The 17612-nt window shown below is 39.1% G+C and carries 17 protein-coding genes; 6 read left to right on the top strand and 11 right to left on the bottom strand.

Features of this window, described 5'->3' with window-relative positions; all coding sequences use genetic code 11:
- Positions 1 to 93: 93 nt before the first annotated feature.
- Entirely contained in the window at positions 94 to 1329 is a 1236-nt protein-coding gene (locus IQ244_RS22380) for a hypothetical protein (RefSeq protein WP_193898086.1), read from the bottom strand.
- A 456-nt stretch (positions 1330 to 1785) separates the two neighbouring features.
- Here IQ244_RS22380 and IQ244_RS22385 point away from each other — a divergent pair, with 456 nt between their 5' ends.
- The gene (locus tag IQ244_RS22385; protein ID WP_193898088.1) at positions 1786 to 2448 is read left to right on the top strand and encodes a hypothetical protein; all 663 of its coding nucleotides are present in this window, start codon (positions 1786 to 1788) and stop codon (positions 2446 to 2448) included.
- 1222 nt (positions 2449 to 3670) lie between these two features.
- Here IQ244_RS22385 and IQ244_RS22390 read toward each other — a convergent pair.
- The 3 genes from IQ244_RS22390 to IQ244_RS22400 all read right to left on the bottom strand — a co-directional run bounded on the left by IQ244_RS22390 (position 3671) and on the right by IQ244_RS22400 (position 5422).
- The gene (locus IQ244_RS22390) at positions 3671 to 3895 is read right to left on the bottom strand and encodes a hypothetical protein (RefSeq protein ID WP_193898090.1); all 225 of its coding nucleotides are present in this window, start codon (positions 3893 to 3895) and stop codon (positions 3671 to 3673) included.
- Complete coding sequence (parA, locus tag IQ244_RS22395; protein ID WP_193898092.1) at positions 3885 to 4526, bottom strand: ParA family partition ATPase; 642 nt, start codon at positions 4524 to 4526, stop codon at positions 3885 to 3887. Before parA ends, IQ244_RS22390 begins: the two co-directional genes overlap by 11 nt.
- Positions 4527 to 4627: 101 nt before the next feature.
- The gene (locus IQ244_RS22400; RefSeq protein ID WP_193898094.1) at positions 4628 to 5422 is read right to left on the bottom strand and encodes a hypothetical protein; all 795 of its coding nucleotides are present in this window, start codon (positions 5420 to 5422) and stop codon (positions 4628 to 4630) included.
- A 456-nt stretch (positions 5423 to 5878) separates the two neighbouring features.
- Between IQ244_RS22400 and IQ244_RS22405 the strand changes: the two genes are divergently transcribed.
- Positions 5879 to 6799, top strand: a complete 921-nt coding sequence (locus IQ244_RS22405) for a HipA-like protein (RefSeq protein ID WP_193898096.1) — start codon at positions 5879 to 5881, stop codon at positions 6797 to 6799.
- Positions 6796 to 7578: an HIRAN domain-containing protein gene (locus IQ244_RS22410; RefSeq protein WP_193898098.1), complete on the top strand. Its 783-nt coding sequence runs from the start codon at positions 6796 to 6798 to the stop codon at positions 7576 to 7578. Before IQ244_RS22405 ends, IQ244_RS22410 begins: the two co-directional genes overlap by 4 nt.
- 378 nt (positions 7579 to 7956) lie before the next feature.
- Here the strand turns inward: IQ244_RS22410 and IQ244_RS22415 are convergent, their stop codons facing one another.
- The 4 genes from IQ244_RS22415 to IQ244_RS22430 all read right to left on the bottom strand — a co-directional run bounded on the left by IQ244_RS22415 (position 7957) and on the right by IQ244_RS22430 (position 11046).
- Positions 7957 to 8490 carry a DUF4352 domain-containing protein gene (locus IQ244_RS22415; RefSeq protein ID WP_193898100.1) on the bottom strand — a complete coding sequence of 178 codons (534 nt, stop codon included), beginning with the start codon at positions 8488 to 8490 and terminating at the stop codon, positions 7957 to 7959.
- 240 nt (positions 8491 to 8730) lie between these two features.
- Positions 8731 to 9246 carry a hypothetical protein gene (locus IQ244_RS22420; RefSeq protein ID WP_193898102.1) on the bottom strand — a complete coding sequence of 172 codons (516 nt, stop codon included), beginning with the start codon at positions 9244 to 9246 and terminating at the stop codon, positions 8731 to 8733.
- 236 nt (positions 9247 to 9482) lie between these two features.
- Positions 9483 to 9764, bottom strand: coding sequence for a hypothetical protein (locus tag IQ244_RS22425; RefSeq protein WP_193898104.1), 282 nt, complete (start codon positions 9762 to 9764; stop codon positions 9483 to 9485).
- 271 nt (positions 9765 to 10035) lie between these two features.
- Positions 10036 to 11046 (bottom strand): tyrosine-type recombinase/integrase, encoded by a 1011-nt coding sequence (locus IQ244_RS22430; protein WP_193898106.1) that lies wholly within the window; start codon positions 11044 to 11046, stop codon positions 10036 to 10038.
- Between the two features lie 383 nt (positions 11047 to 11429).
- Between IQ244_RS22430 and IQ244_RS22435 the strand changes: the two genes are divergently transcribed.
- Positions 11430 to 11648, top strand: coding sequence for a hypothetical protein (locus IQ244_RS22435; RefSeq protein ID WP_193898108.1), 219 nt, complete (start codon positions 11430 to 11432; stop codon positions 11646 to 11648).
- 113 nt (positions 11649 to 11761) lie between these two features.
- A complete protein-coding gene (locus IQ244_RS22440; RefSeq protein ID WP_193898110.1) occupies positions 11762 to 13432 on the top strand; it encodes a pentapeptide repeat-containing protein in 1671 nt (556 codons plus the stop codon).
- Positions 13433 to 14258: 826 nt separating this feature from the next.
- Here the strand turns inward: IQ244_RS22440 and IQ244_RS22445 are convergent.
- Positions 14259 to 14579, bottom strand: a complete 321-nt coding sequence (locus tag IQ244_RS22445; protein ID WP_193898112.1) for a DUF5615 family PIN-like protein — start codon at positions 14577 to 14579, stop codon at positions 14259 to 14261.
- A 1-nt stretch (position 14580) separates the two neighbouring features.
- The gene (locus IQ244_RS22450) at positions 14581 to 14799 is read right to left on the bottom strand and encodes a DUF433 domain-containing protein (RefSeq protein ID WP_193898122.1); all 219 of its coding nucleotides are present in this window, start codon (positions 14797 to 14799) and stop codon (positions 14581 to 14583) included.
- 219 nt (positions 14800 to 15018) lie between these two features.
- On the opposite strand from IQ244_RS22450, the gene IQ244_RS32630 reads away from it, so the two are divergent.
- The gene (locus IQ244_RS32630) at positions 15019 to 15561 is read left to right on the top strand and encodes a DUF6009 family protein (RefSeq protein ID WP_228059077.1); all 543 of its coding nucleotides are present in this window, start codon (positions 15019 to 15021) and stop codon (positions 15559 to 15561) included.
- A 168-nt stretch (positions 15562 to 15729) separates the two neighbouring features.
- On the opposite strand, the gene IQ244_RS22460 is transcribed toward IQ244_RS32630, so the two are convergent.
- The coding region (locus tag IQ244_RS22460; RefSeq protein WP_228059078.1) for a type IV secretory system conjugative DNA transfer family protein at positions 15730 to 17612 on the bottom strand (1883 nt) is incomplete at its 5' end.

Here is a 17612-nt window from a genome sequence, read left to right on the forward strand (position 1 = left end):
GGGGGTGTCGGTTGACCTGTGTAGTAGGCAGTTAATTCTTACTGTGAGCCTGTTTCACTGCTATGTCGGGATAGTTGTAAAAAACTCTATATTTTACTTCATCAGAGGCTTAATATCATTTAATTGAAGAGTTTCTCCTGATATCTCAATAACTAATTTATTTACAACATTTTCAATCTCTTGAGAAGACTTACAAAACATTAATTTTTTATTCATTTCGGTTAGTTGATTCTGAAGACTATCTTTTTCTTCTCCGTCCTTAATTTTTTTTTGTAGTTCTTCTCTTAGCTCATAATGAATATCTTTGTATTCGGGATTAATGTGGGCAGACTCAGAACTTCCTAAGTGATGCCCAGCTAAATGGTCAATTTCCCGAATCCAAAATTCTAATTCTGGTTCTGTTAGACATCTATAAAGTATTTCTTCCACATTTTCTTTGTCTTTTTTTTGTAGATAAGCTAAGGAGCATAACTGATAATATCTCATTTTATATTCTTGTAGCATATTCACTGATTCTTCAGAATCTTGTGTGTTGGATTCTTTATCAATTTCTACTTCTACAATTTCTTTATGAAAATAGAAACGTAGTTGATATGTAGCTTGTCTTGCTTCTCGTCTGATTTCGGCTTCAGTAAAGTGTTTTTGAGTGTGTAATCTTTTGTACTTGGCGATTTGAGCGTAACTCATTTTGCCGTTCATAATCATTTCTAAAATTTCATAGTAAGATACAGAAAAATTTTGTAAAACTTTCAAAGAAATTTGAATATTTTTGATGTCTTTCTCTATCTGTTGTTCTGAAATAAATACTTCACTCTCTGAAGTAAACTTTTTTTGTTTTGGTGCTTCAGATACCATCATTTTAAAGCTAATCCACCTTAAAAGACTTGTTATGCTATTAACATCTAATTTAGGAATACCGTAATTAATAATGGCAATAATCAGCATGGCACGCCAAAGATAGTTACGAACAATATTTTTCTGTTTCAAAACCCTATCTTCAATCTCATCTTTTCTAAGACCTCTCTCTAAAGAAGATTCTACGAAAGATAATTGCACTGCAAACCGTCTTATGACTTCTGATAGTGACCAAAAGATAGGGATAGGAGGTTCTAAAAAACTTTTGAGACGCGAATTTAGTGGAGTTTCAAGTACTGAGGCATCGCGTCCTACTCTTTCTATAAATTCCGAAGCTGATACTCCTTCAGCATCTGCTTTTTCCTTGATAGCATCCCAGGCTTTGTCCGTGACAGACAAACTTCGCACTACTTTTTTTTCATTAGGATTTTTCTTTGGTTCCCGTGCCGAGTTTGTTTTATTTTTTACTGACATAAACAAATAAAATTGTGAGTGGATTAAACAATATTTTACACATATTCTATTAAGTTACTAATTTATATAAGTTATTAAATTACTAAATTACAAATATATTTTTTATATATTTGTAAGTGTTTCATTTTATTAAGTACTAAACAAATACATAAACTTTTTGCTAAGTTAAAAATATAACTAATTATGAGGTTTAATTAGCCATTACGCTAAAAGGTAGTTTAAAGCTTAAAACCTTACGGTATATGTATTTCAACTACCAAGATTTAGTAAAGTACTCAAAGTGCTAAATAATTTATGAATTATTTAGCACAGTAAGAATTTTAAATCTTTAATTTTAACTGTATAAATTAATGCAGTGATTGTTCTGGCGATTGCTTTCCCCCTGCCCCCTGCCTTATCCCAACGATAATTATTCACGCCTAGTTACTTACGATAAACACAATAAATAAGAAAAACATGTCGATAAGTATTTGGAAGCGCACTACCGACTTTTTCAACAAAAACTGGCCCATACTTGCATCAGGTGGGGCTGGAATAATCGTAGGTATGTTCATACTTGGTCAGCTTGTTAGTGGTATTAAAGTCAGCACAAAAGATGGATTTGAGGTTGTTATTGACAGGACAACGCTGCCAACCGAGTTGGACATAGATGGCGATTGGTACTACAAAGCTGAGACGAATGAAGCTGAAACTCGCTTTACTGAGGACAAATGCAGAATACGAGTTGGAACTGTCGGAATAAAGCACAAGTTTGGAACTTCCGAAGTAATTTTATCAGGACATAGAATCGTTCGTACAGAATGTGGCAAGGATAAACCTACTATTGTTGGCACTGCGATTCGTTGGAAAGGTAATGATGCAGCAGTGAAACAGAAAGAAGGGGAACTGTTTTTCTGGTTAGATACCGACGACAATGAACCAAGATATGGATATGTCTCTACTACTATTAAAACTGAAGACGGAAAAAAACCTTCTAAGATGAATGGAACGATGTTTTATTTATCTTATTTAGAGAATGGCAAAAAAACATGGTTTAAAGCAAAAATTGACTTTTATCGAATTGATACGCCTCAAGCGATCCAACTTAAGACTATTTATCCAGATTTACAAAAGTATTAGTCAATAATTAATTTTTCGATTCTCACTGCCGTTTAACCCTAACCCCTCGAAACCGTTTCTGTGTTAGGCTTCGGGTCTACGTCAACAAAGTCTGTTTTTCTGACAACATTGCGGTATCTTATGTTCAGGAAACCATAGTTAGCCTGTGTAGTACGCTCCTAACCTTTACTGTGAGGCTGTTTCACCGCAATGTCGTCAAAACCCTATTTACCGACCTTGTTCAAAAATCCAAAGCTGATATCGCGTTCTGCTTCTGCTTCTCAGTTACCCCCAGATAACGCTCCAAAGCTGCCAAAGTCCGATGCCCCGATATCTCCTGTATGTGCCGCAACGGTATCCGGGTAGCCACCGAGATACGCGCAAAATGGGACACGTTGTAAAGTTTTGTAAAGTTAATCGTCAAAAACCTTGATTTACCGTTGTTTCAGCCTCAACCATTACTTAACTATTCAAATGAAGACATTCCCAAAAAGAGTCATTTATGGGCAAGTGCAAGGGACGAAGAAACGTAAAAGCTTGGTTTTGAGTAGTAAATTTTTATTCATCCCCTATCATTTTTGGGCAAGTTAGTAAATCAACAAGAGCTTCTCTACAATATTTATTTACAACGTGTCCCATTTTGCAGGTATCTCGGCGGCCACCCATTTACATTCACCCATCCAATCTTTCCTTTGCCCGGTTACATTTTTAGGCTAAATGCTTCCTTGGGCTTTACTTTCCGCTTCACACACCGCCGTTACCAGTGGTGCATGGGAAGGTTAGGAACAGTCTTGGACACCAGACTGGAGGAATCGGTTCCTCACTCATCTTTTGGAAGCTTTATATATAGGGGCTTCCAACCCTTCGTGCGCCATCGTGTCGCACCCAAAAAAAGGAAAATCTTACGTAGTAAACCACAACCGCGCAAGTTGTTTGCCCAGCATTGGCTCCCAAAACCCTTGCTATTCGAGCTTTTTAGCAGAGCTATCAATTTTTTTCTTACTTCTGTTTCTTACTTTTAGATTTATTATCAGTAAAAGACTCATAAATTTTAAATACCATTGATTTAAATCTATATTTGAATTGATTCTCTTTAGCCGTGAAAAAATTCAGGTTTAGACAACACAAACTTGGTCAATCGGCTGATGTCTGCAATCATTCGTTACATAATTAGCAGCCTTGACAGCGATCGCTCTTGATTTTTACTTTGAGTAAATACTCAAATGCTCAGATGAGGTTTTACTCAATCTTTGGGGGCTGGGGTATCAAGATATGCCTCTAGTGCCTTGATCACAATGTTAGTGATGCTGCTGCCTTTGCCTTCCTCTATGGCCCGCATCTTAACTTTGTTGTGTAAGCTGACTGGAATTTCTGCATTGAGGCGGGTGGTTTCTTCCTTGCTGGCTTCCTCAATCGCCAAGTTTTTCTGCTCGTGGTCTCGTCGTGTTTTCTTTGCTTTAAGCACCATGCTTGAGTACCTCCAACACTTCCTTTTTAAGTGCATTAATTTCTCTAGCTGCATCACTGCTTGGGTCACTGAAAACAGTTAATCCCTCTGCTGCCGTTGTTGGGTAGACTACCCGTTGAGTTGTGCCTGCCTTCAACACAGGTAAACCATAATCTTTTAGTGCTTGATTAATTTCCCCACTTAGCTTTGTATTTTTAATTGCTCTGCTAATGACAAAAGCGGCTTGTGGTTTACCGTTGGTAACTTCTCGACGTGCGGCGATTATGTCAACCAAATCAGCACAAGCCCAAATATCGTAAGGGCTAGGCTGTACAGGAATAAGAACCAAGTCAGCGGCTTTGACCGCAGCTGCACTAAGCTTGGCGATTTGCGGCGCACCGTCAATTACAATCCAGTCGTACCCTTGCGAAATAGCTTGCAAGTCCTTAGCTAGTGTTTCCCGGTCTAGCCCAACAACCGGGATTATGTTACCCCCACTTGCCTCGTTCCAATCCCTAGCACTACCTTGTGGATCGGAATCTATCAGTAAGACTGTGTAATTATCTAGCTTCAGTGCATGAGCAAGATTAGTAGCAATGGTTGTTTTACCTGAGCCTCCTTTCTGGTTCAGGACGGCGATAACTGTTGGCATTTCTTGACCTCAGCATTTTGAGTAAACGCTCATTTGAGTATTTACTCAAATCATCAAAGCATTAATTCTGGGTAATGGCAAGTTAAAAACATAACAAAAGATTATTCTGCTTCTGGGACAGCTTTCTTTTTTATAGGCTTTGGTAATGGGGTTTTTGATTCCTGTTTAGCTTCTGGTTTCTTATTGGGATTACTTTTTCTTTTCTCAGCCGCCACTGTAGCCTTATCTGTTTTTGATGCCTTGAGAAAATGCGGTAATTCTTCAGTAGGTAATCCCATCAATGAATCAAAGATAAAAATATTTTTATCAGGATTAAATTTGGCTTTTAACTGTACGAAATAACGCTTACCTTGTTCTTCTTTAGGTACTTTAGGATTAAATCGAAAGGGCGGAACAATAGCATCTTTCCAAACGATTGGTAAGTGAGATGCTTTCATAAATTTTACTTTTAATGAAGTCTCAGCAGATTTAATAAAATCTAATCTTTCGGGGTTAAAATTTTTGAAAATTGAAATGCAAGGAGTTCGACATACAGGGATAAACTGCCATACTCCAGATAGCTTAAATTCTTCGTTGTTGAGTTCTTCAAATAATCCCGAAGCGGTTTCTTGGTGTGCCACTAATTGAAAGTAGATTTGATGTGGTTGGTCGGGCTTAGGAAAGTGAATTACTTTTGGATAAACCAACAAAGTAGCTTCGTTAGTATCTTTTTTCTTGAGACACATTTTCAGCGCCTCAAATGGCTTAGGTTTAGAGAAGATTGGATATTCTTGTTTACCAATTTCAATCTTTAGTTTCTTGTCTTCAGTGAAATTTATCTTTCCTGAAATCATCCCAATTGCTTGGAAGTAATTCTGTTGTGATTGCTGTTGTGATTGCTCAACTTGCTCTGACATTTTTCTTTCTCCTGTATTAACATCACGCTATTTCGGGCATCAGCTTGAGGCAAGATGAGCGTGATGGGATTACGGGTAACACGGTGTAACTGTATAGCTTTAGTGTATGACCAAGATTAATAGCAATGGTTGGTTTATCTGAGCCTCTCTTTTGGTTCTGTATGGCGATAAGTATTGGCATTCCTAAACTCCCGGAATTTGAGTAAATACTCAAATGAGCTTTTACTCAAATTATCAAAGCATCTATTCTGCGTAATAGCAAGTTAAAAATAAAACAAGTTTTAGAATTGCTAAGAGCGAGTTTTAGTTAATGCGATAGCTCCTGTATTTTGAGTAAACCTTCATTTCAGTAATCATTCATTTAAGTAAATGCTCAAAGTTATTTAATAGGAACATTGTTACAGACTCAGCAGGCTATGCTTAATCCAGTGAAAAAGCCTACTGCCAATGTCCTAAATGAATCCTATTCCTGAATTTCCCATTATTTTTGTTACCAAAGCCGATTATGAGCTTTCCAGTAACGAAGCGATGGGCAGCAAGTATAAATTTTGGTTTCAGCATGAACAATTTGGTCGCTGCCTCTATAAACAAGCGCGACAAAATTTAGGAGAAGATTGGGCCGAGAAAGTAGCATCAGAGTTATCTGAACTTCTAGGATTACCCCATGCCACTTATCATCTAGCAGAAACTTGGGAGGGTAATCGGGGTGTAGTTTCACCCAACTTTTTACCACTAGGAGGGACACTTGTTCATGGCAATGAAATTCTCACGCCAATTGTGCTAAATTACCCTACTTTCGCCACCTACGGCGCATCCCAACATACAATAGATATTGTTTTGCAAGTAATAGAAGCAGATCATGTGGGTTTACCAATAGCTTGGACACCACCGAGCGGTATCCAAAAAGCAGTAGAAGTGTTTGTTGGCTACATTCTGTTAGATGCTTGGATTGGCAACGGAGATCGTCACCACGAAAACTGGGGTTTTATAAGAAATAAGGTAGCATCCACAGAAACTATACACTTAGCACCCACCTATGACCATGCCTCTTGTCTAGGACGTGACCTCCCTGACGAACAGAGACAGAAACGCTCAGTCGAGGCTTATGCAAATAAATGTTATTCTGCTTTTTATAACAGTGTTGAAGACAAAAAGCCCCTAAAAACTTTTGATGTATTTCACCGAGTTGCTTTCCGTTACCCCCAAGCTGCCCATATCTGGCTGGCTCGTCTTGAGCGCATCTCAAGCGCGAATACGCGCTTGATTTTTAATCGCATTGACAAATCGCGTATCTCAACTGTTGCCATTGAGTTTGCACAGAAGATTTTGTCAGTCAACCAAAATAGGCTACTTGATTTAAGGAAATCGCTCCAGTGAAGACACAAAAAACACTATTTTTAGCTTGGCAAGACCCGGAGAGCCGCTCTTGGTTTCCCATTGGTCGGTTAACATTTGACGGTGCAAGATACAAGTTTGTCTACACCCAAGGTGTAAAAGAGGCACAACAGATGTGCAGTTTTTCACCTTTATCTTCATTTCCTCACTTAGAACAAGTATATACATCAACCCACTTATTTCCAGTTTTCTCTAATCGGCTGATGTCCCGTTCCCGTCCAGATTACGCCAATTTTCTGCAATGGCTGAATATTTCAGAGCATGAAGTAGATCCACTGGCAATTTTAGCCCGTAGTGGTGGACAACGGGAAACAGACAGTCTCGCCGTCTTCCCCTGTCCAGAGCCAGATGCAGCAGGCCAGTATCAGTTACACTTTTTCGCCCACGGACTAAGACATCTACCTGAATCTGCAATTGAGCGGATTAATCACTTGGAGCCATTCGAGAAGTTATGGTTAGCTCATGAATTTCAAAACCCTCATGATTCCCTGGCATTAACTCTCCATACTGAGAATCACTATATCGTAGGTTACTGCCCACGGTATTTACGGAGTGAAGTTTTTGAGCTTCTTCGGAAAGATCCTACTTCAGTAGACCTGCGTGTAGAGCGTGTCAATTTACCGCCCACACCATTCCAGTTCCGTCTATTGTGTAGGATAACTACTTTATGCAATCAGGACTTTCTCCCCTTTTCTGGTGAAGAGTATCAACCGCTCATCAAGGAAGATTTTGCTACAGCATCCTTAATTTCTCCTGCTTAAATTATTTTCAAAGCATGAATTTAAGCATCATACTTTAACAGTAATACTATGTAACTAAATTGCTTCAGTGTACGAGAAATATCTGTATCAATAAGTGTTGTCTCCAAGCTTATGTTTTGCTTTAAAACCGCTATAGCTCCTGTTAGTTAAATATTCTAGCATTTTGAGTAAAGACTCATTTGAGTAATTACTCAAATAATTACCAAATTTATCTAAGTAATAATAAGTAAAAAATAAAACGAAATTGAATTAGCTTTTCGGCTTGTCTCAAATTAAGAAACTCTAGTAATTAATTTCTTACTAAGGATTTTCATAACTTACAAATATTAAGGTGTTTAAGAAGCAATGCGGCGCAGCTTTATTGCTCGGTATTGGCAGTTAAAGTTTTATAGGAATAGATTTCAAATCTTTATCTTCAATTACAAATTTATCTACCTTGATACCTTTAGGTGTGTCAAACAGTAAATCTTCAGAACGAGCTTCACCTGGAGAGAAGGGTTTACTTAACAAATCAGTATCATATTTTATTTCCTTATCTTTAATATCGTATTCGTTGCCTTTTGAGTCAACTAATTTTGAGAATGAAAGTAAGAACCATCCGTCATCATCTCGTTGTCTTTTGGCACTTGTATTTTTAACAGTTATAGAAACTACTGTCCAAACTTCAGCTGCTTCATACGTCGTGTACTTTCCTTGGATTTTCTGTCCTGCATATTTAACGCCTGTGACGCTAACTTCCCAACCTTTGCTATTAACTTTACCGTTAACTGCTTTTGAAACTGGTTCAATATTAGTAGTATCGGCAGCATTTGCTTGAGATGATGAAGGCTCTAATTTGGCTTGTTGCGAAGATGTACAGGCTGAAATGACAAATAATAATGCTGCGATAGATAAGTATTTAAATTTATTCATATTGCACTCTGGTTATATAGCCAAACCTCTTTAACGCTTTTTAGAGGTTCGTTATTATAATTCCCAAAAATTACTATTCAATTTCACATCGAATGCGGATATATATTCTCTAATACTATTCATTTACCCGCTAGTGAATAGATGTCGTCATAATCCTATAAACCGACATCTGACCACAAACATCAAATATTTCTGCAAGCCTACGAAACTGTAAAATAAAGTAGGTAAGCTTTTTAGAAGCTAGGAGTTAGGTTTATCTGGATAAATTTCCCAAAGTTCGTTTTGAAAATCAAACGTCAATTCTGTCTTATCTCTCAATTCAGAGAGCTTGTTATAAATTTTTTCTAACCCATCTTTGATAGAGGACAAAGAATACTTAAGAGCCGAAACTCTAGGCTTTCCATCTCTCTCATCGCTTTCACCATAGAACATAAGTGGATAATACGAGTCAGTTTGATCGACTAGGACAAACCCTTTGGGTATTTTATTGGTTCCCTTTGCAAGGGAGGTTCCCGCAAATGGGTACAACTCAATAAAACCTTTGCATTGGTAGTAATTATCCTCCTCCAGCGTTTTGATAAGGTTATCTACCTGTTGAGCCATCCAATCATGCTTTTCACCCTTGATGATATTTATGGCAATTGAATAAGTGATAGCGTGTCTGTAATAAATAGGGTATCCAACATTCCCATCACCTCTCATACCTTCACGCAAAAACCAATCGTCTCGATCAAGAATCTCTAAATTGCGAGGCATAAGCCACTTATCCTTTGAAGAACTAATTATCATAGTTCCCCTAATTTGTGCCATTGCTTTTGATCAGGATAATCTGAGATTGAATGCTTTACTGTTGGCACTTTTAATCCCATATCGGTCTCTAACTCTACAAATCAGCATTGAGTAGGCTGAATTCGCTGCTAAAGGCTGTACCATTTAAACCCTACTGAATTTTGTAGCCTGAAACCCTTGTGGTTACGTTACCAAATCCTGAACTACGCCCTAATATTAACTGGCTCTGTCGGGCTGCTTACTGGGCATGATAGCCCCTGGACTAACATGGCGATGATTATTTCCTGGTTGATTTTCGCTTCCAGCTTCTCGCCCAACTCCCCAAGATGGGTGCGCCCTCCCACCTCAGCACATCTTTCCTGAAATGAGCGCACATCCAATAAAAAGCGAATCAGACAGGAAACTTCACTATCCAATGCGCTGAATTCCTGCAAAAGATGGAACAAACATTCATCGCTTACTGAGCGTAAATAAATACTTTCCATTTGGTTGATTCTGGTTGCTTAATACTTTTTTAACAATTTTGGCATCACTCGTGGAGAGTAAAAATAAAATAATATCCAAACTTTTTATTGCGTAAAATTACATAAATTATTGAAGATATTTTTACCATTAGCTTGACCGCTGGCACTTAAAGCCCGAAAATACTTATGTGAATTGCTTTTCCAATCAGTAATTATCAAAAATTCCTTTATATGGAAGCGTGAGCGACTATCTTTGGCTCACAACGTTCAATCTATTTCCAGTTCTAAACCATCAATCCAACCCATCCATTAACAACTCAGACATTTCCAGCTGATCACGGTTACGGTTATCGTCGTAAATCTGAAGCGTATTTAGTTTGGCGTGTCTGCTGAGTTTTTGAGCTTTGCGGACATTGCCATCAGTTTTTTCAAGTACAGCAGTGATAGCACTGTGACGGCAACGGTGCGGACTCATGTGCTTTTCAACACCAGCCCGTTTAAATAAACGCTTGACTATTTTATAGATGCCATCCCCCGTTAACCTGTGACCTTCTGCATAAAAATCAACCGAAGTAAACAACGGGCGGGACAAAGACATATCACCACCACGCGCAATCAACCAGTCAGTAATAGCTGTCACAGTGACTTTTGGCAGGTTAATTGTCTCTCGGATTTGTTTGCCCTTACCCAAAATTGATAGCTTGCCTTTAGTACCGTCAAAATGTCTCAAGTCTAAGGTGCTAATCTCATTTCGCCTTAAAGCATTGCCCCACAACAGCAGCAACAAAGCATAGTCTCGTTTCCCAGCCAGCGTGGAGCGATCGCACTGCCGGATCACACTCAAAAATTCCTCGCCTGTACAACCGCTAGTGTCGCGGTAAGCCTGCACTGGGATACTGTCAACATCCACTGCATAGTTGCACACCCCCAGCTTTCGCCCGTAGGCCACCAGTGATTTAATTGCAGCCAGTCTGCGGTTAATCGTGTTGGGAGATAACCCAGCTTCATTAAGTATGGCTCTATATTTAGTCACTACCAGCGTGGCTTTGTGACCTTCCAGGTGTAAAAACTCCAAGATAGAATCGCGGTTAGGGCGCTGGCCAGTCATGCGGACAAAGAAATCTGTGATGTCGCGGCGGTATCCTTTACGGGTTCCCTCACTATTTTTTGACCGAAGCAACTCCTCTAGCACGTCCGGCTCAGAATCCACGACCGAAGCAAAGTATGCCTCAATTTTGGCATTGAGGGCATTTTCTAATTTTTGGACTACAACTAACTCAACGGATTCTGTATCTTCGCTCATGACCCCATCCCGGCTAGGTATTGAAAACGGCACTTTCCAATACCACACACCATTATCTAGCACCGGGGGTCACAATGTTGGGGTTTTTCTCTTGTTGCGGCTGGATCAACTGTCTATACTCGCGTCTATACCCTCGGTTGATAAATCGTTGCTATCAATGCGTGATATCAACTGATTATTTTATGTATTCAGTGGAATAAATTTGGAATATCGACACAAAGTGATGATTTAACCTATAAAGTTTTTATTTATCCTATTTACTGATTTTTATCTAAAGTCCAAACGTAGCAAGGTGCTTATATTTAATGAGGTTAATTGAAAATGACATCTCCATAGTTATGCCCATTGAAAATTCTGAAGGTGGGACATAAGGAGAACCCGCAGTGGTAAATTCTGCTACAAAGCTAGATAATATGAATTGCCAGTACGTCTATTTGAAAAGTGACAAACAAGAACGCCGTCCTAGCTGTGGAGAGTTTACCAAGCTATTTCAGAAAGCTTTAGAAACAGTTAACTTAATTTTTACTGATGGCATTGACTGGAAAAATCCTTTGATTAATATTTTATTGGCATCAATAAAAGGATGGCAGGAAGCAGAATAGCTCACGCATTAGACAAGCTAAATGCGCCAAAATTTTAGTTAGATTAATTGGTTTAAAATCTCGGTTTATTTTGCTAATAATATTTATTAATTAAAAACATCAAATACTCTTTTATGCCTAACAAAAAACACATGTATCAACTTAATTTAGGAAAAGATAATTGGTTGTCTTGGAGAATAAAAAATCCTGGCATAAAACCAGATATGAGTTTCTCTAAAAGAAGTGATTCATTTATATTTTCTGTAAGCCGGGAAGACTTTGAAGGAAGAGGATTAGGATGGGCATACAGGGTTTGGGAGCTAATCTTAAACAGAATCATTGAGCCGATATTATCTAATAAAGGAGTTATTCGCATCAAAGATTTAACTGAAATTGATTTCAGTAATGCAGATTTGACAGGAGCCAACTTGAGTGGTGAAAATCTTACAAAAGCCTGCTTGAGTGGAGCTATTCTTCAGGGTGTAAATTTAGATAGTGCAATTCTGGAAGGAGCTACTTTAGATAGAGCATATCTTAATAATGCTTATCTTAGCAAAGCAAACTTTAAAAATGCTTCTCTTGAACGGGTCGATTTTAGATTAACAGTTCTCTATGGTACAAATTTCAGAAATGCGCGATTGTCTGGAGCGGATTTTACAGGAGCAGATATTATTAGGGCAGATTTTACAGAAGCTAATCTTGAGAGAGCCAAACTTAATGAAGTTCATCTTAGTTATGCTAATTTTACAAATGCGAATCTTAGTTATGCAGAACTTATTAAAGCTGATTTAAAAGAGGCTAACTTACAGAATGCTTGTTTAGTAAATGCTAATCTAGCAGTAACACAAGTTTTAGATGCTAATCTTGAAGGAGCTAATTTAACTGGAGCTTGTCTAAAGGATTGGATTATAAATAAAAATACAAAGTTTGTAAATGTAATCTGTCAATATTTCTATTTGCAATCAGGACAACGAGAACGCTGCCCAAACAGAGGAGAGTTTGCGCCAGGGGAGTTTACCAAGCTGTTCCAGAAAGCTTTAGAAACAGTTAACTTAATTTTTGCTGATGGCATTGACTGGAAAGCATTCCTTCTTTCATTTCAAGAACTACAGGCTGAATATGGTGAAGAAAACTTATCAGTCCAAGCTATTGAAAAGAAAAGCGGTGGTGCGTTTGTAATTCGGCTAGAAGTTCCACCAGAAGCCAATAAAGCAGATATTGAGTTTAGGGGAAAAGAACTATATCAACGACATATATCATTGCTGGAAGGACAATTAAAGGATAAAGAAAATTTATTAAATGATTATAAAAAAATAGTAAATGATACTTGTCAAGACAATACTGATTTCAAAAAACTCATTAAAACGTTAGCTGACAATAGACCGACCATCAATATTAATATGGAAGCTAAAGCTGAAAGTAACTCTATGTCAGAATCTTATCAATCCAAGTACGATCAAATATACTCTAATAGCCAGTTTGTAGATACAGCACAATCTGGTAGTAACCCAACGTTTAATCAATATAATTACACACCTGAACAGAGACAAAATCTTGTAGAAGCTGCCAAAGAAATTGAAGCACTGTTACAGCATTTACAACAAAGTTACCCCACTACAACGACTTCTGAAAAGATGTCAGTTGTGGCTAAGGCTGTTGATGAGATTGAGAGAAATCCTACTTTAAAAGCACGAGTGATAGGTGCATTAAAAGCAGGGGGAACAGAAGCTTTCAAGGAGCTAGTTGACAATCCTTTGATTAATATTCTATTGGCATCAATAGAAGGATGGCAGGAAGCAGAATAGCTCACGTATTTGACAAGCTAAATGCAACAAAAATCTGATTTGGTGGCGTTGAGGGGGTATGTGCTGTGATTTCGTCAAATCACAATCTAAGCGACCAAAAAGCCTATGATTTCGTCAGCGATGACACACCCTTAACTCAGACTTATCAATCAGCCTGACAGCACGAACGCTACAACCCGCATTTTTTCGTTGGCTGATAAAAATAGCTTATGCTTGCAGCACGATGACCACTTCCTGGTATCATCCACACCAATAGGATTCGCTGATGTTGGGGCTGGCATGAGTTGTCTATACTCGCTTCTACACCCCTGGTTGCTCCATCGTTGCTATCAAAACCGATATCATTTTTCTCTGCCGCAGCGTCTACACAATGTCTAGACGGAAATCAACTGTAAATAAAACTTACCTCTCTAATGGTGCGGGGGACATTTCGGGGTCATGACGAAATACGTGTAAAGTGAGACACGTTGTAAAGAAAAATTACAGAAAGCACTTTCTCGATTTACTAACTTGCCCAAAAATGATAAAGAAGCTTTTTACATTCATGACCGTAGAATCGACTTTTCACCCTTGCTACTCCATCAAACTTGCCCATAAATGATTGTTTAGGGAATGTTTTGCAAGGAAGACAATGTAACTGCCGCAAAAGCCTATTATCTCGTGAGCGATGACACACCCTTAACCAAGACTTATCAATCAGCCCAACACCGTGAACGCTACAACCCGCATTATTCCGTTGGCTGATAAAACCTGCTTATGGTTGCAGCATGATTACCACTTGCAGGTATGATCTCTGCTCATAAGCAACTGCACCCTATTGGAGATTTTATTCACTCACCACCGTTGCTGTACCCTTTGGTGCTGTGTCTACAACTGCCAAAATTTTAGGAATCAGCACTTGTATATCTGCTAATCGATTCGACGGTACTTGCAACACCAAAACAGCTAAATCTAGAACTGTCAAATTTTGCTGAAACGGCAGATTCCGATCCACCGTAATAAATACATCAAACTCAGTTTCAGCTAAACGCAAGAGTTCTGCATCTTTGATCCCAGCCCAACCCATCTGTGGCACTGTTTTTACAGTATGCTCAGACAACTGCCTTGCCAGTCTTCGGTCAATACACTCATCAATCAAAATATTCACACTATGCAACCAGCTTGAGAATCTGCGCTTGTGCGGCTTCCAGAAAAGCAATCACAATTTCTCGCTTGACTGTGGGGAATCCCTCTAGAAAATCATCAATGGACTCTCCCGCCTTCAAATAATCCAGCAGGGTTTGTACAGGTACTCGCGTTCCGGCGAAGACTGGCGTACCACTCATCACATCTGGCGATACGGTAATAATTGGTGACTGACTCATTATCCCCCTTATAAAACCATTGCGAGTAGGCTATTTCATTCTAATAACTGTGCTGTCGGGAGTGGTAGTGACACAGAGAGCCGGCCCTCTCTCTTTTGTTGTGCTACCGCCCACTTATGAGATAACACCCAAAAGGGCTATGAAAGAATTTAGCTTTGCATGGCATTGACATACAGTGCCATGCAAAGCTAAAACAGTAATCGATTTACAAAAAATAAAAATATGCAGAAAGAAGACAGTCTTAACTACGAAAAAGAAATTATTTGGCTCTTTGACCCTAATGATTATCCTTGGGTGCGAGAAGGATTCACAGATTTTTCTACAAGACAAGGAATTTCTCAATCCCGGAAAAGAGAGATTGACGAGGTACATAAACTTATTGGCTATGCAGACCTAGAAGATAATACGCCTCCTAGTTCAAGGAATGGAGATCCAGAGTATTTTTATCGAAGATACTTTACGATTGGTTACAGGGATTATGAAGCATATACAAATAATAATTGCCCTACAGAAGCCGTAGATCCATTAACGGTAGAACCAAAAATTAAAGGCTCATCACCTAAAAGAAAAGCTCAGATTGCTGTAAGAGTTCCACTATTTATTTTACGGAAGCTCAATACTCATATCCAAAAAACAGGTATGTCTCAAACGGATGTTGTAGTTAGTGCTTTAGCTAAATACCTTGATTCAACTTCCGATATACCACTAATTCAAAGGATAGTTGCTCTTGAGGAAAGAGTAGCAATCTTAGAAGCTAAAGGTTGATTTATTATTGGTGCTTCTGCCATAACTGTCTGTGCTGCCGTAGCTATGCCGTAGACTACGACCTATACAGGGTAGGGATTGCCGTGATTGTGCCGTATGCCGTAAACACCCAGAAAAGCCCCTTTTGCATCCCTCCTGCTTGCTCTCTACGGCATCACGGCAATACGTTCACCAATCAGGCAGGGAGTAGCTATCATTGCCGACAGAATTTATTTTATCCCTCTCAACTAATTCAGATAATCCATCCATTAATTCTTGGTCTGAATAACCAGATAACCTATCAGCCTTCTTCAAATCGCGTAATGTCTTAAGCGTTTTATTCTTGACATTCTGGAAGTATTCATAAATCTTTCTCGCTACCTCTGATAATGGTTTCGTGTGAGGAGAGTGAGCAGCAGTTAAATTAAATTCAAGCTCATATACTCTATCAAGATATTCCTGCTCCGAAGCAATTGAATTGGCTTTATTAGATAGATTTGGCATTAATGCAACTACAAAACCACCAACGGAAGCAATCATCACTGGGCGTAAATTTTGATAAGAAACTGTTTTAACTTCTAGATATTTAGATTTAATTTGCTCCCGTTCTTGCTTACCTGGAATAATGTCACCTCTATTTAAAATTAGTTCCAGTACTCCATAAGATTCTTGTTCCCTGCCGTTCTTAATGTACTTGTTACCTAACAGCAATAAATTGAGACACATCCTTGTTTGTGCATCCATCTTTTCGATGCCCAATGCTGCCAGATTAAAAGACTGTAAGGAAGCAATAAATTTAGTATTAAACTCTCGACCAATCAGCAGAACATCAAGTAATTTACTGCCATAATTCCAATCAGAGTAAAGCTTGCTTAATTGGTCAGCAATTACTAACCAATCATCCAAAATTAGAATTAATGGCGGTAACGATTCGCGCTTTGATTCTGGTAGCTGTTTTCTTAGTTTGTAGGTCAGGTAAAAGTTATCAATTACGTCTTTGGCTAAGTCTGGGTTTTCCTGATCAAAAACAATTACCCTTTCTTTCTCCCGTAAACCGCAGAAACTATCATTCTTAGCACTAATCACCCAGATATCCGCACTTGGGCAATCTGCAAGGATTTTCTCAATCAAATAATTGAGGGTGACTGATTTACCGCTTCCTGGTGCAGCGACTAAAGCAGTGGAACTATCGGCTTTGGCTAGGGCTTGCAAAGTATTGAGGGCAAGAGCTTCTGATGGGTGAAGGCTTCCACCGCTATTGTGTTGTAACGTCGGCTGTTCACTGCCAGTCACTTTATCGTCACCCCTGGCAACATCCTGCATCGACTGTCCCGGTAATGCTCCGGCTGGCTGTCCCGTTGCCTGCTGTAGTTGCGCCCGTGCTTCTGCCTCAGCCTTTAACCTTACCTGCTGCTGAAAGATGGCTAATTCTTCGGGTGTCATTTTTGACAATTGTGCTGCTCTAGCCCGTCGATTCTCTGACCATTGATGGAATTCGTAATCTAGCTGTGCAGTGTAACTTTCCTTGTAAAGTCTTAGACCTTCCCTAAGCTTGGCGATTAGCCAATTAGTGCGTGTTTCTTCCCTAACTTCTGGTATTAGTTGCACTAATCGCCATTCCCTAGCTTTGGATAACCCATAAGCTCCACCAACGAATAGCACTGAAGCTAATCCCCAAATCGGCTTATGAGGGTTGCTTGGTGGAATAATTCTTAATCTGGTAGCTTTGGTAGGCAGGAAAGCATCACGTTGAAACTCCGGGTTAGCTGGGGCGTATACTTCGGCATTAAACTCGCTTTCAGGCATAATGTACCGTTTATCCGGTGTGCAGTACCGCAAACGGTTAACTGGATTTTTTAGCGTTTCGGGTATGAAACAATACTCAACCAAACTAATTTGAGTGCCAGTAAATGACTTTGCCCCACAAATTAACCCGATAGCCGCCAGCACCCCGACAGTAATATTGTTGGCTGTTCCCGAACGCAAGTAGTCTTCAAATTGCTTACGTTTCATTGGTTTTTCCCCCTGACGATTGCTGCCAACACCAACAACCCAAAACCAGCTAACCCAAT

This window comes from Nostoc sp. LEGE 06077, assembly GCF_015207705.1.
Taxonomy (GTDB): domain Bacteria; phylum Cyanobacteriota; class Cyanobacteriia; order Cyanobacteriales; family Nostocaceae; genus Nostoc_B.

What these genes read in the sequence shown, in the direction of transcription:
- parA (WP_193898092.1), bottom strand. Translation starts at nt 4,526, where the DNA reads ATGCCAACAGTTATCGCCGTCCTGAACCAGAAAGGAGGCTCAGGTAAA.
- IQ244_RS22425 (WP_193898104.1), bottom strand. Translation starts at nt 9,764, where the DNA reads ATGGAAAGTATTTATTTACGCTCAGTAAGCGATGAATGTTTGTTCCAT.
- IQ244_RS22440 (WP_193898110.1), top strand. Translation starts at nt 11,762, where the DNA reads ATGCCTAACAAAAAACACATGTATCAACTTAATTTAGGAAAAGATAAT.
- IQ244_RS32630 (WP_228059077.1), top strand. Translation starts at nt 15,019, where the DNA reads ATGCAGAAAGAAGACAGTCTTAACTACGAAAAAGAAATTATTTGGCTC.
- IQ244_RS22390 (WP_193898090.1), bottom strand. Translation starts at nt 3,895, where the DNA reads ATGGTGCTTAAAGCAAAGAAAACACGACGAGACCACGAGCAGAAAAAC.
- IQ244_RS22420 (WP_193898102.1), bottom strand. Translation starts at nt 9,246, where the DNA reads ATGCCTCGCAATTTAGAGATTCTTGATCGAGACGATTGGTTTTTGCGT.
- IQ244_RS22405 (WP_193898096.1), top strand. Translation starts at nt 5,879, where the DNA reads ATGAATCCTATTCCTGAATTTCCCATTATTTTTGTTACCAAAGCCGAT.
- IQ244_RS22385 (WP_193898088.1), top strand. Translation starts at nt 1,786, where the DNA reads ATGTCGATAAGTATTTGGAAGCGCACTACCGACTTTTTCAACAAAAAC.
- IQ244_RS22415 (WP_193898100.1), bottom strand. Translation starts at nt 8,490, where the DNA reads ATGAATAAATTTAAATACTTATCTATCGCAGCATTATTATTTGTCATT.
- IQ244_RS22380 (WP_193898086.1), bottom strand. Translation starts at nt 1,329, where the DNA reads ATGTCAGTAAAAAATAAAACAAACTCGGCACGGGAACCAAAGAAAAAT.
- IQ244_RS22400 (WP_193898094.1), bottom strand. Translation starts at nt 5,422, where the DNA reads ATGTCAGAGCAAGTTGAGCAATCACAACAGCAATCACAACAGAATTAC.
- IQ244_RS22430 (WP_193898106.1), bottom strand. Translation starts at nt 11,046, where the DNA reads ATGAGCGAAGATACAGAATCCGTTGAGTTAGTTGTAGTCCAAAAATTA.